Origin of the sequence: Geobacillus sp. FSL K6-3411 (assembly GCF_037965715.1) — a bacterium.
In the GTDB taxonomy this organism is placed as follows: domain Bacteria; phylum Bacillota; class Bacilli; order Bacillales; family Anoxybacillaceae; genus Geobacillus; species Geobacillus thermodenitrificans.
In genome coordinates, this window is record NZ_CP150187.1 from 2,046,651 (window position 1) to 2,063,220 (window position 16,570).

The window sequence follows — 16,570 nt, forward strand, 5'->3', positions numbered from 1 at the left end:
TCTCCCCCGCTTTCTTTGTGCATATGGAAGCCGCTATGCTTTTCTAAACGAGAACCTTGCTTACCCTCTCTTTCTATAAATCCGTTCCGGGCGTCCGACCGATCCATAAGCAATATCGGCCAGCACTTGTCCTGTGGAGACAAGGTACTCTAAATACCGACGAGCCGTCGTTCGGCTCATACCAATTTGCTGTCCGACTTCTTCGGCCGTCACTCCATCCCGGCATTGTTTCACGACAACTAGCACTTTTTCAAGCGTCAACGGCTGGATGCCCTTTGGTAACGAGGGCTGCTCCTTGGCCGACAGTTCTCTCCCTATCAGTTCATCGACATCTTCTTGGCCGATCCATTCTTTCTCTTTCATCCATTGCTGCATTTTGTCATGGTAATCTTTATAGCGATTTAATGTTTCGGCAAAACGGTTGAACATAATCGGTTTGATGATATAATCAAATACTCCGCCATGCAGCGCCTGTTTCAACGTATCAATTTCCCGTGCTGCTGTGATCATGATAATATCAATATTAGAAAAACGTTGACGAACCCATTTCAAGAAAGAGATACCGTTCATATCTGGAAAATAGACGTCAAGCAACAATACGTCCGGCCGCAACACTTCGGTCAGTTCCCTTGCCTCTTCGGCGTTCGTGGCAATGCCAACAACTTCATACCCTTCTACTTTTTCCACAAAGCGTCGGTTAATCTCGGCAATACGATGGTCGTCTTCGATAATCAGCACGCGAATCATCGACTCTCTATCCCCCTCTCAATGGTGATTGGCGTCGGCCAGCTGCTTCGGAATAATGACGGTAAACACCGTTCCCTCCCCTTGTTTCGATTGATAAGTGATTTGCCCGTCAAGCATTTCCAGCGCCTTCTTGACAAGATCAAGTCCATACCCACGGAGTCCGCTGGCTTTGGTCGAAAAACCGCGGTCGTATATTCGTTCTGCCACAGCCGGATCGATGCCTAATCCGTTATCTTCGACTTCAATAATCAAGTCATTGCCGAGGTCGGTCAAAAAAACGGTCACTCGCTTCTCTTCTTTTCCGTTGTGAAGAACCGCTTCCATCGCGTTATCCAACAAGTTGCCGATAATCGTCACCAAATGATCGCGATCCATCCATGGAGGTACATCTCGAAAACTGCTTTCCCGATCAATTTCAAATGCTATTTTTAACTCATTGGCACGGTTGAATTTGCCAAGCAGCAGTCCACCAATGATAGGGTCAGGGATTTCTTTCATGACAAATCGAACGATGTTTTGCTGCAAGTCTGTTTCCTTTGTGATGAGTTCTAGCGCCTCTTCGTATGATTCAAGCTGAATCAGGCCTGAGATTAAATACAGTTTGTTGGAAAACTCATGCGTTTGCGCGCGTAATGCATCGGCATAGGTTCGCAGCTGTGACAGCTCTTTCGTCAGGCGGTACAACTCCGACTTGTTGCGAAACGTCGATACCGCTCCGATCACCCGTCCTTGCTTGTTTTTGATCGGAATCCTGTTCGCAATGACGGTCTCTCCTCCTAAAACCATCTCATCATCATATTCCGCTTGTCCCGTTCGAATTACTTCAGGCAGCCGGGAATGGGGAATCAGTTGCAAGATAGGCGTTCCTAATACGTTACGCTCATTGTCATAGCCCAGCAACTTCAAAGCAGTTTGATTGACCATCGTAATTGTCCCTTCTTGATTGATGGCGACGATTCCTTCACGAATCGCCTCTAAAATTGCCTGTTTTTCTTGGTACAACAAGCCGATTTCTTCCGGTTCAAGGCCGTGAATCGATTTTTTCACTGCCTTAGCAATCGCCACCGCACCAACTGCCCCAAACAAAAGTGCAAGAACGGAAAAAAAGAAAATCTTCATGCTATACGACCACACGGTGCGCTGAATATCTTCTAACAAAAACCCGACCGAAACAATGCCGATCACGCTTCCGTTCTCATCAAAAATCGGCGCCTTCCCGCGGATGGCTGGACCGAGTGAACCGACCGCCTCAGAAATAATGGATTTGCCTTTCAGTACCTCCTTGTTATCTCCCCCAATCATTGACTTCCCAATTCGTTCCGTCAGCGGATGGGCATAACGAATGCCTTGTCGGTTGCCGATCACTACGTATTCCGCCCCTGTCTTTTGGCGAATGCGCTCTGCAAACGGCTGCAAACGCACGGACGGATTTGAGTCACGAAATGCCTCGCGCACAAGCGGAGTCGAAGCGACCGTCTCCGCTACATTCAGCGCCCGCATTCCGATTTGCTCTTTCAGTGTAGCAGCAAACATATGTTGAAACAAAAAAGTCAGAAAAATGATCACAAATAATAGCAGGGAACAAATAATGACCATTAACCTTGTCTGAAGCTTCATAGTCCTTCCTCTCAAAATAGAAAATAAAGAAAGACCGTCCGCGTGTTAGGCGAAACGTCTTTCTTCCTTAATTATTACATATCTTCTATTACATATCTTCGTTGACGATGATCGATTTTCCTCGTAGTTTCATGACCATTGGCACAGCGATCCACAAAAAGGCAATGATCAATAAAACAAGAGAAATCGGCTTTTCAACGAAAACGAGGTAATCCCCGTTCGATGCTGTCAAGGCCCGGCGCATATTGTTTTCGATCATCGGCCCGAGCACTAGTCCTAAAACGAGCGGCGCGAGCGGATAGTCATGTTGAGCGAGCCAATAGCCAAGCAGACCAAACGCCAGCAGCAGGAACACATCAAACGTCGTCACTTGCACCGCATACACGCCGAACACGGAAATGGCAATAATCAGCGGCAGCAAATATTTCGTCGGCGTCTGGATAATTTTCGCGAACACTTTGACGAGCGGCATGTTGAGGATTAACAACATTACATTGCCGATAAACATACTGGCAATCAACCCCCAGGCCACTTCAGGATGCTCGTCAAACAAAAGCGGGCCGGGTTGGACGTTGTACATAATAAGCGCGCCCATGAGAATCGCTGTCGTCCCCGATCCTGGGATACCGAGCGTCAAAAGCGGAATCATTGCCCCCCCGGATGCACCATTGTTCGCTGACTCCGGAGCCGCCACTCCTGCGATTGCTCCTTTACCAAAATTCTCTGGATGTTTACTCACTTTCTTTTCAAGAATGTAGGAGAAAAAGGAAGCTAGTGTTGCTCCGGCTCCTGGCAGCACACCGGTGAAAAACCCAAGCAGCGACCCGCGAGCGATCGGTCCCGCACTTTCTCTCAAGTCCGATTTGGTCGGCAAGATACGCCCGATTTTGGCAATTTCCCCGTCGTTCTTCTCATTATGGAGAATGGACTTGAACACCTCTCCTAATGCAAATAGACCAACTGCTACTGTTAAAAACTCCAAGCCTCCATATAAATAGGAAATGTCATACGTAAAACGTGCCACGCCGGAAACGTTGTCAAGTCCAATCGTAGAAAGCAACAAACCACACACGGTCATGATCCACGCTTTTGTCATCGATTTGCCGGCCAGCCCGCTCACCGCCGCCAACCCAAGCATCATCAGCGAAAAATATTCCGCCGGACCAAACTTCAACGCAACATTCGATAACGGCTCAGCTAATAATACAAGGCCGATTAGCGCAACGATTCCGGCGACAAAAGAGCCGATCGCGGCAATGGCGAGCGCCACCCCCGCTCTTCCTTGGCGGGCCATCTGATAGCCATCAAGCGTCGTAACGACCGACGAAGACTCCCCGGGTGTATTAAGCAAAATCGATGTCGTCGAGCCACCATACATCGCGCCGTAATACACACCGGCCAGCAAAATGATTGAACTTGCTGCCGCCTGTTCCGGGCTAAGACCAGACGTCATCGACGCTGTTACAGGAATGAGCAGCGCCACCCCGCTTATTGGACCGATCCCAGGCAGCACACCGACCGTCGTGCCGATCAGCACTCCAATAAAAGCAAACAGCAAGTTATGCGGCTGCAACGCCGTCTGAAATCCATCGAGTAAAAACGATAGCGTGCTCATGCTGCCCCTCCTTTCATTGGAACCACACCGGCCAACTTGGCAATGTTCCTTGCAACAGTTTGACATAAAGGCCGTAGACACCTAGCGAAAAACCAGCCGCAACAACAACCGACTTCCATAATGTTCCTTTCGCCATCGTTTGAAATCCGACCACGAGGAAAAGAAAAGTCATAATCACGTAACCAATGGTTTCCATCAAAGCTGCGTACAAGATGGCGGCGACCAAAATGATGAGAAACTTTTTATATTGTCGTGGCGGTTTCTTATCTGCCGCCTCCGCATAGCGCCGTGTTTCAAACAACAGTTTGACACTTAATAACACAAGAATGAGTCCAAGCAAAAATGGAAACACGTTCGGTCCCACCACACTACCATAAGCGCTTTTCGATAGGCGCAAGCTTTCCACCATAAACAAGGCGCCAATCGCTAAGAATGCCACGGCCGCGATCCGGTCAGCTGTTTTATTCATCCCTTCACCTCCGGCTTTTTTGCGAAAAAGGGGAAGGATCTTCTTCCCCCTTTGTTTACTTGTACATGCCAAGCGACTTCAGAAGGTCCCCGACTTGTTGCTCTTGCTCTTGCAAAAACTTCGTAAACTCATCCGAATTGCGATACTCTGCTTCCCAACCTTGTTTTTGCAGCTCTTCCTTCCATTTCTCGTGCTCAGACAACTTTTTCAATGTCTCTTCCCAAAACGCTTTCGCTTCTCGAGACATGTCTTTTGGTCCAAAAATCCCACGCCAAATTGTAAATTCCGCATCAATGTCAAGCTCTTTCATCGTCGGCACATCTTTGAGTACACCGTCAAGGCGCTCTGGAGCCGAAACCGCCAACACCCGCACTTTTCCGGCTTTCAAATACTCACCGACCGAAGACGCATCGGTTGCGATCACATCAGCATTGCCGCCAAGCAACGCAGCCATCGCCTCGCCACCACCATCGTACGAAACATATTTGATCGATTTCGGATCAATGCCAGCTTTATAGATTGGCAGAATGGCGACTAAATGATCCATCGAGCCCGGTGCTGATCCTCCAGCTACAGTGACCGATTTCGGATCTTGTTTAATCACGTCGAGCAATTGGGTCAATGTTTGAAACTTTGAATCGGCCTTAACTACAATGGCTCCGAAATCTTTCGTCAATTGAGCAAGCGGCGTCGTGTCTTTGTAGCCAAACGGGCTGTTTCCTTCTTTTTTCAAATTGTTAATAATAATGGGTGGTGAGTTGACAAATAATTTATAATCGTTTTTTGCTTCTTGGGTAGCGTATTCGGCCATAAAGACCGCCCCGCCACCGCCCGGTTTGTTTTCAACGATCATCGTCTGTTTAACAAGACCTGACTCATCGAGCACTTTCGTGATTGCGCGAGCCGTTAAATCCCAACCGCCGCCCGCTCCGGACGGAGCAACAATAGTAATTGGCTTCGTCGGGTAATTCGTAGCAGACGAGTTGGACGGTTTGGACCCTGCCGATTCATTTCCTCCACATGCCGCCAGTGCTAGCGTCATCATTGCAGCCGCTAGTAAACCCCTCCATCTTGTTTTTTTCATCCTCCCTTGCCCCCCTTGCTTTTGATAACGTTTTCAAAGATAACGTTATCACACTACTATATGAAGTGTGAAGTTTTTGAAAATAAAATGAATTTTGTTCATTTTGTTCATGACAACGTAAACTCAAAAAAGAGGATTTGTAAGGACTTACTCCCCCCGTCTTACTTTATCTCACGGAGCTTCGATGACAGAATGAACAAGAGAAATAGGAACATTGGTGAAGGGGAAGCCTTTCTTAAGATTCTGCATAAAAACAGAAACTATAGTGAAAACGAAGATTCGTTTTGATCGATAGCATTGTAACGGAAAAGACGATAATCGGCATGTTCATATTCACAAAAAAATGCCGCCAGCCGTGAAGGCTAGCGGTAAAACGAGACGAACCCCTTATCTTTATTGCTCTTTTTGCATCTTCTTATATTCTTCCTTCACCGCCACGACGAGCGGATGGCTATTGTCAAGCCCGGCATATTGGACGAGCGCCCCTTCGACACCGCTCTGTTCGATCGTTTGCTGGAGAGCAGTTGCTTCGGCATCGCCGGTCTCATCAAACAACAGCAGCGCAGCAATGCCTTTGACAAGTCCGGACGGCACACGTTCGAATAAAGTGTAATATTGCACAGCCGGTGCGACAAGCCGATCGTTCGGCCCGAGCTTGCGGATTGGTGAACGGGCGACGCGGACGATGTCATCGGAAAGGGACGGATTGGTGAAACGTCCGATCGTCGTTTCAATATACGAACGGTGCTCTTGTTCATCCCAGCCGTGCTTTTTCACTAAGACGGCGCCTGACTCGCGGAGCGCCTGCTCGACACTCTCCCGGATGCCGCTATCCTTCATCGCTTCCTGAACCGTTCGGTATTGTTTTTGATAACCTAAATAGGCAGCCAACGCATGGCCGGTATTAACTGTAAACAATTTGCGCTCGATATACGGTCCTAGGTCAGCGACAAAATGTGCCCCTTGAATCGGGGGAACGGCGCCGATAGTGTTTTTCGTCTCAATCGCCCATTCGAAAAACGGCTCAACCGTGACGGCGAGTGGATCGTCATACGTCTGATTCGGCACAATGCGGTCGACCGCGCAGTTAAGGAACCCGACACATTCTTCCACCAGCTGCCGTCCGGCTTCGGAAAGATGGGTAACGACATGCTGTTTCAGCGTTTCCGTGCCGCCGATCATATTTTCGCATGCAATGACGTGAAGCGGCTTCTGATGAACCGTGAATCGTCGCTCCAATCCGGCGGCGATGACGGGCGCAATGACCGGCAAAATGTGCGGGCCGACGGCAGTCGTCACCAAATCAGCGGACGCGATCGCCTCAATGACATCATCCTGTTCGGTTTGACTGTTGAGTGCGGAAACACCGCGCACCCATTGTTCTTCCTGCCGCTCGCCGGCAATAATAACGCGATACTCTCCCCGCTCCTTCAGCAGGCGGACAATTTGTTCGTTGACATCGACAAACACGACATCATATCCCGACGCTGCAAGCAGGCTGCCGATAAAACCGCGGCCAATATTGCCTGCGCCGAAGTGAACGGCCCTCATCAGCCGTTCACCTCATTAAGCAGCGTAAGAATTTCCTCCGCTGTTTTGGCGTTCGCCATAGCCGCAACATTGTCCGCTTCCGCGCAGACGAGCGCGAGTTTCGAAAGAATGTCTAAATGTTCTCCGTCTTTTCCGGCGATGCCGATGACAATCGTTGCTTGGTTGCCCCCGCCAAAGTCGACGCCTCCTGGAACTTGCACGATCGAAATGCCGGACTGCTTAACGAGCGATTTCGCTTCTTCCGTTCCGTGCGGGATAGCGACATTGTTGCCGATATACGTAGTCGTCAACTGTTCGCGCTCAAGCATTGCATCAATATACGATGGATCCACATACCCTTGCTTGACGAGCACTTCGCCAGCTAGGCGAATGGCTTCTTCTTTCGTTTTTGGTTGAGCATTTAGCACAATGTTTTCTTTCTTTAAAATTGAATAAGCCAACATGACCTTCACTCCTTCATTGTTGTCCAATAATGATCGAAAAATTGTTCTAAATGGCTGCTAACGAGCGAATATACCTCGTTTTCGCCGCCACGAACCAACGTGGCCGTGCTTTGTTCGTCCTTGACGAGCAAAGTGCTCACTTGGCTCAATACGGAAAGCATCTCTTCATCCGCATCGGCAGGGCCAAGAAGCAGTACAACCGTGTTTACTTCCATCGGCTCCCCGTCCATGCCTGCCACCGTTTGTGGTTCATCAAGCCGGTACATCGTCAGCGATGGACGAAGGACAGAGAAACTGCGGGCGTGGTAAAGCGCCAGCTTCGTGCCGGGAACGCCGAGCCCGCCTAGCGACTCGCGGCGCTCCAGCTCCTCGATGACGACTTTGGCATCGACAAGAACCCCGTTTCGCTCGAGGCGACGGCACGCGTTCATCAATAATTCATGGATCGAACGACAAGTGACCATCTCAAGGAGAAAACCGTCCAAAAGATGGATGATCGTCTCACTGATGCGTCGAACGGCTTTCATCGTGGCGAGCATCGACCGATTTCGACGTGCAATGGACTCGTTTTCCCTCCGCTTTTCCACAGCTGTTTTCCGTTCCAACCGCTGGCGGATCGCCCGCGCTTCCTCTTCGGTGAGCATTGGACTGACGATGACATGCGGCCCGTACTCTTCCGGAAGCGGCACGGTCGAAATGACGAGGTCGTACGCCCGCAAATCTTTCTTTTTCAATTCAAAGACAGACGCCTGCTCCATGACAGTGATATCCGGAATCGCTCTTTTCAGCCTTGTCGCTAAAATTTTCGCCGTTCCGAGCCCGCTCGAACAAATAACGAGCGCCCGCCAACCTTTTTTCTCCCGCATGAGCGCAGCCGCAAAATGGAGCACCAAGTAACCGATCTCCTCCTCCGGCACCGGAATGTAGCCAAACAGCTGCTTCGTTCCATTGGCGACAACCGCAAACAGCTCCGGATAGTCTTTCCTAATTTGATCCAGGAGCGGATTGGCGACCCCCATCCCGTGCTCTAAACGGTACAACGCCGGTTTTAAGTGAACGACGAGATCTTCGTATAGCGTGCGGTCGGTGGACAGATCGACTCCAAGCTCACGGCTGACGAAACGAATGAGCTGTTGCGCTTTCATGCCGACAACCAAACTCGGCTCCTCCATCATCATTCCTTGACGGCTGCGCCATTTCGCTCCCATTAAATGCATCGTCATATAGCCGATTTCTTCTTTTGGAATGTTAATGCCAAAAGCTCTTTCCAACGATTCAGCGAGCATTTCGGCGATCGCAAATTCTTTCGCTGCCTGGAGCGTCCGCAAATCGTGCGGGTCGAAATGAATCGCTTCCCCCCGCTTGATGCGCTCGATGGCGAGCGCCAAATGGACGACGAAGGCGATGTACGAACTGTCCGCCATCGTAAATGGGAGCTTTTCTTTTACTTGCTCGATTTGTTTCTCAATGATGGCAAGCTTTTTTCGATCCACAAGCCCGAGCAGCTTTTCCGCCACCGTATCAAGCGGATCATCTGACCGCTTCTGAATCGTCTCTTTCATCAGCTCCAAAAACTCGTGTTCATTGACATGGCGGAATAGCAGTTCGCTAATGAGACGCCGTTTCGCTGATTCGGAACCGGCAAGCTCCACCCCGTACCCGCGCTTGCGAATGAGCGAAAGCCCGTACGCTTTGAGCGTTTGTTCCAATTTGTCCAAATCCAAACTGACAGTGGCAACCGTGACGTTCAAGTCGTTCGCCAGTGAGACGAGTTTCACTGGCTCACCGGCTTCTAACAAGGCGATTAAAATCATCAACTGCCGTTCTTCCGGCGTATATTCACGGTGAGAAAGATGAAGCAGCTCGGCAGCCAGCGCCTGCTTTTGTTTCTCTTCCCCAACGAGACGAATGCCGACCCCTGCTTTTTTCACCAGCTCAAGTCCGTAGTGCCGCAAAACGGATTCGAGGCCTTGCAAATCGCGGTGGATCGTGCGGGTGCTGACATTCAGCTCTTCGGCCAGCTCGCCGACTGTTATCTCTCGCCCTCCTACTAACAAACGCTCAAGCAGCTTTCGCTCCCGCGCCGATACGTACATCGCCGTTCACCTCCTATCTTGGGGCGTTACTGTTGACATTTTTAAAATGTTTGATTCTCTTCTCCTTCTTATTGTAAGGGCTTTTTTTCCGATTTTACAATGATTAGATGTTTTATTTTCGTCATTGTTATTGTTGACAGTTTTTAATTTCGCATACCTCGGCCGTTTTCGTCGTTTGAAAAGATGTCTGCCAGTCAAGCTGATGCGTGCAGGCCGAGACAAAGGAATGCCGTTCGCGCAAGGTGTAAATAAAGACGCAGAGGTGCCATGATTCCCCTGCGTCTACTGCTATGTTATGCGTTTTGTTTTAACTGTTCGATCAACTCATCGTATTTCGGACTGTTCAAGAAGTTTTCGACCGATACGTGGTAAGCGTTTGGCAATTTTGCTTTCGCCCGGTCGGTTAAATTTTGATGGGTGATAACAATATCGGCGTCTGCCGGCAGTTGGTTGATCGCGGTGTTCGTTACTTCGATACTGAGTCCAGCCTTTTGCACTTTGTTTCGCAAAATCGATGCTCCCATCGCACTCGATCCCATTCCTGCGTCACACGCGAACACAATTTTTTTCACACGGTCAGGAACCGCTGAAGCGACGCCTGCCGAAGCAGCTTCATCTTTTTGTTGCAGAGTTGCAGCTACTTGGCTCTTTTTCCCTTTCAGCTGTTCCATTTTTTCCGCTGCTTTCGTCAAATCTTCTTCCTCTTCGTTTTGTTTTGCTGTTTTTAAGCAAATCGAAGCTACGAGGAATGACACCGCTGTGGCGACAAACACGCCAGCAAGCACACTGAAGTAATTCCCTTTCGGTGTCATCGCCAGCAGGGCAAAAATGCTTCCTGGCGACGGCACGGCTACCAGTCCGGCGTGGAGAACCGTAAACGTGAACACTCCGCTCACTCCGCCGGCAATTACCGCTAACATTAAGATCGGGCGCATAAGAATGTACGGGAAGTAAATTTCATGAATCCCGCCTAGAAAGTGGATAATAGCCGCCCCCGGTGCCGATTGTTTTGCCATTCCTTTGCCAAACAGGCAGTACGCCAGCAAAATACCGAGTCCTGGACCAGGGTTGGTTTCCAACAAGAATAAAATCGATTTTCCGGTTTGCGCCGCTTGCTCGACGCCAAGTGGGCTTAAAATCCCATGGTTGATCGCGTTATTCAAGAACAGCACTTTCCCTGGCTCAATGAAAATACTCGCCAGCGGCAACAAGTGCCAATCGATAATTTTTTCTACTCCAGAGGCTAATGTTTTGCTGATGGCGGTGACGACCGGACCGATTCCTTTAAAGGCGAGCAACGTCAACAGAGCGCCGATAATCCCGGCCGAGAAGTTGTTAACAAGCATCTCAAACCCTTGCTTCACTTTTCCTTGGAAGAGGGCGTCCACTTTTTTCATCACATAGCCGCCAAGCGGACCCATGATCATTGCACCTAAAAACATCGGAATTTCCGAGCCGACGATCACCCCCATCGTCGCCGTTGCCCCGACGACGCCACCGCGGACGTCATAAATCATTTTGCCGCCTGTATATCCAATTAATAGTGGCAGCAAATACGTAATCATTGGCCCGACGAGCTTGGCAAACGTCTCATTTGGCCACCAGCCAGTCGGGATAAATAACGCCGTAATTAACCCCCAAGCGATAAAGGCTCCGATATTCGGCATAATCATGCCGCTCAAATAACTGCCAAACCGTTGAATCTTCACACGGAAGCCTGTTTCATTTCCGGTTGTATGCGTCATGAAGATGTTCCTCCTTTTTTGCTTGACTGTACTTCTATATTACAAACGCTTACAACCGACCTTCAATGATAAGTAAATGTGATTTTGTCAAGAGGACTATTGACATGTTTTAAAAAAGAAAAACACCTAGCTTAGTAGGCGAGACGACAGCGCTTCTTCGACTAACTACAAAACCTCCTAGCAAAGATGCTTAGCGAAAAAATCCATTTTTAAGCAAAGTGCCTAACAGCGACTTCACTCCTATTATTTTCCTGGGAATCAAAACCTAATTGTGCCGCTTGGCCGTAAGGAAAATCATTTAGATAACATTCTAGCCACCTGCTCATCAATGACCACTCGGTATCAAACGCTTTTTCTCCAATCATCATCTTGATCTCTCCTGTGTGTAGTTTTCCGTAATAAACTTTGGGCAAGATCACGATCTTTTACACAATATAGCAAGCTTCCTCATCGCCCCATCTTTTGAGCTCTGCTTTTCCATAACGGCGCGGGGAGTGCTCATGAACCATTTCGTTGTGAACCTTTGTTCACCAAACTCGTCGGATCTACCCAACAAAGCGCGATGGGATAAGTGTTGGAGGCGGTTGAAAACTCTCAAGTGATTGGGAACATGTTGTTGTCAACCTTGACTTGCTCGATATTCTCTACACCACAAAATGGAAAAACAACTTCAAAGAAGCAACCCTAACAAAAAGTCGTCTGTCCTCAGTGAAAGACCCAATATAGAATAACGAATCCATTAGATGCTTAGCAGTGAAAGGGGGTGTCTCTTTGCTTTTGAGACCCCCCCTTTACCATTAATGTCTCGCCGTCACCATTTTCTTTCTCGTGTAAAATTCAACGCCGTCGCGGCCATTGGCGTGGAGGTCGCCGTAAAACGAGTTTTTGTAGCCGGAGAACGGGAAAAACGCCATCGGTGCCGGGACGGCGACGTTGACACCAAGCATGCCGGCGTCGATTTCTTCGCGGAACTGGCGGATCGCTTTGGCACTATCCGTGTAAATGCAGGCGCCGTTGGCGAATTCCGACCGGTTGGCGATTTCAATCGCTTCATCCAAATCGCGGGCGCGGACAACCGACAAAACCGGGGCGAAAATTTCATCGGTCCAAATCGTCATACCCGGCTTGACATGGTCGAAAATCGTCGGGCCGACAAAATACCCTTTCCCGCTTGTCGCAGCGTCGCGGCGGCCATCGCGGACGAGCAGCGCTCCTTCTCTTTCACCGATTTCAATGTATTTGATCGTTCGTTCTTTATGCGACTCACGGATAACCGGGCCTAAGAAGACGCCTTGGTCAAGCCCGTTGCCAATTTGAATACGATCGGCAGCCTTTTTGAGCCGCTCCACCAACTCGTCAGCGATATCGCCGACGGCAACAACGACCGAGCACGCCATGCACCGCTCACCCGCTGAACCAAAAGCGGCGTTGATGATGTTCGTTACCGCCATATCGAGGTCGGCATCAGGCATGACGATCGAATGGTTTTTCGCGCCGGCAAGCGCCTGCACCCGCTTGCCATAGGCGGCAGCTGTTTTGTATACATACTCTGCGACCGGTTGTGAGCCGACAAACGAGACGGCTTTAATGTCTTTATGTTCTAAAATGCCGTTCACGACCTCGTGCGCCCCATGGACAATATTCAGCACCCCTGCAGGCAAACCGGCTTCGGTGAACAGCTCAGCCAGGCGATTGGCAAGTAGCGGTGTCCGTTCAGACGGTTTCAACACAAACGTGTTGCCGCAAGCGATGGCAAGTGGGAACATCCAGCACGGCACCATCATCGGGAAGTTAAACGGCGTAATGCCGGCGACGACACCAAGCGGATAGCGGTACATGCCCGATTCGATGCCGGTCGCGATGTCGGGCAACTGCTGGCCCATCATGAGCGTCGGAATCCCAGCCGCAAACTCGACACATTCAATGCCGCGCTGCACTTCACCGTACGCATCCTCGTATACTTTGCCGTTTTCCAGTGTCACGAGACGGGCAAGTTCTTCCCAATGCTCGACAAGCAGCTGCTGGTAGCGGAACAAAATGCGGGCACGGCGCGGGACCGGCACTTTGCGCCATTCACGGAACGCCTCTTTGGCGGCCGCGACCGCCGCATCAAGTTCCTCGCGCGAAGAGATCGGCACTTTCGCCAGCACTTCTCCTGTCGCCGGATTCGGCACAATTTCTTCTTTTCCAGATGTCGAAGCGACCCATTGACCACCAATAAAGTTTTTCAACGTCTTTGTTTCGGTTACAGAGCTCATCAATAAAACCACCTTTCTAGAAAATAGAGTATAAGAGAATAGCCAAGAACATACCGGCGAGCGGAATGACAACCGAAAGAACGAATATCGGTTTATACGTCCGCTCATGTGTTTCATGACAGACGGCGCGAATTGTCGTCACAATATACCCGTTATGCGGCAGCGAATCAAGCCCTCCGGAAGCAAGCGCCGCCACCCGATGCATGGCACCGGGGTCAAGCCCTTTCGCCATATAGATCGGCGCTAAGATTGGCAAGGCAATACCGAGACCGCCAGAAGCCGACCCGGTCATGCCACAAATAATCGTGACAGCCAACCCCAATCCGAGCAGTTCCGGTCCGGGAATGTTCACGAGGACGTCAACCGCTTTTTGAAAGGCTGGCACATTTTTCGCGACCTCCCCGAAGCCGACGACGGCGCACGTATTAGCGGCAGCAACTAACGCATCTTGAGTGCCGGACGCCATGGACTCCCAAAATTTGCGAACGAATTTCGCGTTTAACACCCAACAAAGCACAATACCAAGGATAAGTGACGCGACCCCTGCTGAAGTCGAAGAAATGAATTTTGCCAAAATGTTTAATGAAACGATCACCACCACTAACGGAAGCATCGCGCACACAATGTTCGGCAGCGGACGGCCGGCACCTTGCTCGATCGAAGCGGCAACTTCACTCACTTCGCCGGAAATGTCATCAGTCCGATATGGTAAAGAAAATGTTTCACCGTTTTGTTTCGCTTTTTGGACAACACGCGTTAAATAGAGCGAACCAGTCACGGCAATCGTTGCACCGACAAAAAGGCCTACCCATCCCCCAGCTCCCGGCGTTGTATGGAAAAATTGCGTCGGAATGATGTTTTGAATCTCCGGCGAATACGGAGAGGTCATTGTGAACGAAACCGAACCGAATACCATGGCGGCCGGAATAAAACGATGCGGCGTATTCGACTGCCGGAACAGTGACACAGCGATCGGGTAAACGGAAAAGCCGACAACAAACAGGCTAACGCCGCCGTATGTCATAATGGCGCAGGCAGCAACGACCGCCAATACAGCATGTTTAGCGCCAAACTTCTCTTTGACCCAATGAGCAATGGAGTCGGCAGATCCGGTGTCTTCCATCACCTTGCCAAAAATGGCCCCGGCCAAGAAGATAAGGAACCAACTGGCGAAATAGCCGGTAAAGCCCGTCATGTAGCTTTCCATCAAAGCTTTTTCTAAGTTTAAGCCGCCTGTCAGCGCGACAAGAATCGAACTGATCAGCGCGGCAATAATGATATTGATCCCCCTCATTGTCAAAAAGATCAACAACCCTAATGAGGCCAATAAACCAATCATCCCCAACATCCTCTTCCCCCTCGTTTGACCGTCTCTTCATTAATGACTGACCGTGTTCGTATCATACCGATAGTCGTAACAAATATGATACAGCGCGACAATTTCCTCATGAGTCGGCACTCTCGGGTTGTTGCTAGGGCTGCCGCTCGCAAGCGCGTCGGCCGCCATTTTATCGACCGCTTTGTCAAACGCCGTTTTGTCAATGCCCCATGTTTTCATATTCGGGATGTGCAAATCCCGGCAAAGCTGCTTCACTTCCTCAACGAGCGCATCGGCTGCTTCGGCGTCGGAAACGTCTTTAAGTTGTGGATTAATGAGCCGGGCAATTACCGCCAACCGTTCTGTGGCGCTCTCTTTCGTAAATTCGAGTACTCCCGGCAAAAGCATCGCATTGGACACGCCGTGCGGCACGTGGAAGAGCGCGCCGATCGGCCGCGACATGCCGTGTACAAGCGTCACTGAGGCGTTGGAAAACGCCATGCCAGCCTTCATGGCGGCGATCGCCATTTTCTCTCGCGCTTCAATGTCTTGTCCGTTTTCATACGCCCGGCGCAAATGGCCGATGATCGCTTCAATGGCGGATAGCGCCAACACATCGGTCACCGGGTGAGCGCGACGGGAAATATATGCCTCGATCGAGTGGCAGAGCGCATCGACACCAGTCGCTGCGGTCACAGAAGGCGGACAGGAAACGGTAAGAAGCGGGTCAACGATGGCCACCGCCGGAAGGAGCGCCGGCTGGGAAATCATCATTTTGACATCCGTTTTCGTATCAATAATAACTGTCACTTTCGTCACTTCTGAACCGGTACCGGCCGTCGTCGGAATAGCAATGAGCGGCACTGGTTTTTTCGTGAACATCTTGGCGTTGCCAACGTAGTCACTGATCGTTCCCTCATTCGTCATCATCACTGCCACCGCCTTGGCGGCATCAATGCTGCTGCCGCCGCCGATGGCAACGATGACATCGCATTGTTCGCTCCGGCAGACATCAAGCGCTTCTTTCACATGAACATCCGTCGGTTCCGTGTCGACCCTTGTGTACGTGGCCAACGGCAGCCCCGCTTCCCGCAAATATTGCTCACAGCGTGCGACAAGACCGATGTTCTCCATCACCGGGTCACTGACAATGAGCGCTTTCGTTCCAAGTGTTTTCGCTTGACGACCGACTTCGCGAAACGTATCGCGCCCATAAATGACCCGATTCGGCACTAATAACTCGTACATGATTTCCCCTCCTTTAATTTGACAACGCTTTCAACACATTCTGTATGCAAACTTCGTGCCAAGCTATAGTAGAGCCACAATTAAGAATTTTTCATCTTCTTAAAAGAACATCTCCCTACAACTTCCCAACAATCTCCCTACACTACCCGACACTTTTCCGACATTCCTTCACTCTCGCCACAAAAAACAACGGCGCCACTGCCGTTGTTGATCATCCCGAACCGAGAAACCTTCCTACTTAGAAAGTGGGGAATTTCATAGAAAAGGCGACTGAAAAATCCTATCCATCTTGATCTTCGTTATGCTTGAAGGCGGCTGTGCGAAGGGGGAGATGATGATTTTTCCCCCGCCTTCTAGGCTCTTGTGTAGGTGAAGGGCG

Annotated in this window: 13 protein-coding genes; all 13 read right to left on the bottom strand. The window is 50.2% G+C overall.

The window, feature by feature from the left end:
* Positions 1 to 60: 60 nt before the first annotated feature.
* The 13 genes from NSQ22_RS10340 to NSQ22_RS10400 all read right to left on the bottom strand — a co-directional run bounded on the left by NSQ22_RS10340 (position 61) and on the right by NSQ22_RS10400 (position 16,191).
* On the bottom strand, positions 61 to 747 hold the full coding sequence (locus tag NSQ22_RS10340) for a response regulator (RefSeq protein ID WP_011887552.1): 687 nt from the start codon (positions 745 to 747) through the stop codon (positions 61 to 63).
* 18 nt (positions 748 to 765) lie between these two features.
* On the bottom strand, positions 766 to 2,364 hold the full coding sequence (locus NSQ22_RS10345) for a sensor histidine kinase (protein ID WP_327986747.1): 1,599 nt from the start codon (positions 2,362 to 2,364) through the stop codon (positions 766 to 768).
* Between the two features lie 88 nt (positions 2,365 to 2,452).
* Positions 2,453 to 3,979 carry a tripartite tricarboxylate transporter permease gene (locus tag NSQ22_RS10350; protein WP_008879991.1) on the bottom strand — a complete coding sequence of 509 codons (1,527 nt, stop codon included), beginning with the start codon at positions 3,977 to 3,979 and terminating at the stop codon, positions 2,453 to 2,455.
* A gap of 13 nt (positions 3,980 to 3,992) precedes the next feature.
* Positions 3,993 to 4,448, bottom strand: a complete 456-nt coding sequence (locus NSQ22_RS10355; protein WP_008879990.1) for a tripartite tricarboxylate transporter TctB family protein — start codon at positions 4,446 to 4,448, stop codon at positions 3,993 to 3,995.
* 55 nt (positions 4,449 to 4,503) lie between these two features.
* Positions 4,504 to 5,532, bottom strand: coding sequence for a tripartite tricarboxylate transporter substrate binding protein (locus NSQ22_RS10360; protein WP_008879989.1), 1,029 nt, complete (start codon positions 5,530 to 5,532; stop codon positions 4,504 to 4,506).
* 393 nt (positions 5,533 to 5,925) lie between these two features.
* Positions 5,926 to 7,083 (bottom strand): mannitol-1-phosphate 5-dehydrogenase, encoded by a 1,158-nt coding sequence (locus tag NSQ22_RS10365; protein WP_339263401.1) that lies wholly within the window; start codon positions 7,081 to 7,083, stop codon positions 5,926 to 5,928.
* Entirely contained in the window at positions 7,083 to 7,526 is a 444-nt protein-coding gene (locus tag NSQ22_RS10370; RefSeq protein ID WP_008879987.1) for a PTS sugar transporter subunit IIA, read from the bottom strand. Before NSQ22_RS10370 ends, NSQ22_RS10365 begins: the two co-directional genes overlap by 1 nt.
* A gap of 5 nt (positions 7,527 to 7,531) precedes the next feature.
* Positions 7,532 to 9,622 (bottom strand): BglG family transcription antiterminator, encoded by a 2,091-nt coding sequence (locus NSQ22_RS10375; protein WP_339263402.1) that lies wholly within the window; start codon positions 9,620 to 9,622, stop codon positions 7,532 to 7,534.
* A 293-nt stretch (positions 9,623 to 9,915) separates the two neighbouring features.
* A complete protein-coding gene (locus tag NSQ22_RS10380) occupies positions 9,916 to 11,367 on the bottom strand; it encodes a PTS mannitol transporter subunit IICB (RefSeq protein ID WP_008879985.1) in 1,452 nt (483 codons plus the stop codon).
* A 209-nt stretch (positions 11,368 to 11,576) separates the two neighbouring features.
* Positions 11,577 to 11,735, bottom strand: coding sequence for a hypothetical protein (locus tag NSQ22_RS10385; RefSeq protein ID WP_157663119.1), 159 nt, complete (start codon positions 11,733 to 11,735; stop codon positions 11,577 to 11,579).
* Between the two features lie 429 nt (positions 11,736 to 12,164).
* The gene (locus NSQ22_RS10390; protein ID WP_008879983.1) at positions 12,165 to 13,625 is read right to left on the bottom strand and encodes a CoA-acylating methylmalonate-semialdehyde dehydrogenase; all 1,461 of its coding nucleotides are present in this window, start codon (positions 13,623 to 13,625) and stop codon (positions 12,165 to 12,167) included.
* 16 nt (positions 13,626 to 13,641) lie between these two features.
* Positions 13,642 to 14,973, bottom strand: a complete 1,332-nt coding sequence (locus NSQ22_RS10395; RefSeq protein WP_060475923.1) for an SLC13 family permease — start codon at positions 14,971 to 14,973, stop codon at positions 13,642 to 13,644.
* 30 nt (positions 14,974 to 15,003) lie between these two features.
* Positions 15,004 to 16,191: an iron-containing alcohol dehydrogenase gene (locus tag NSQ22_RS10400; protein ID WP_339263404.1), complete on the bottom strand. Its 1,188-nt coding sequence runs from the start codon at positions 16,189 to 16,191 to the stop codon at positions 15,004 to 15,006.
* Between the last annotated feature and the right edge of the window lie 379 nt (positions 16,192 to 16,570).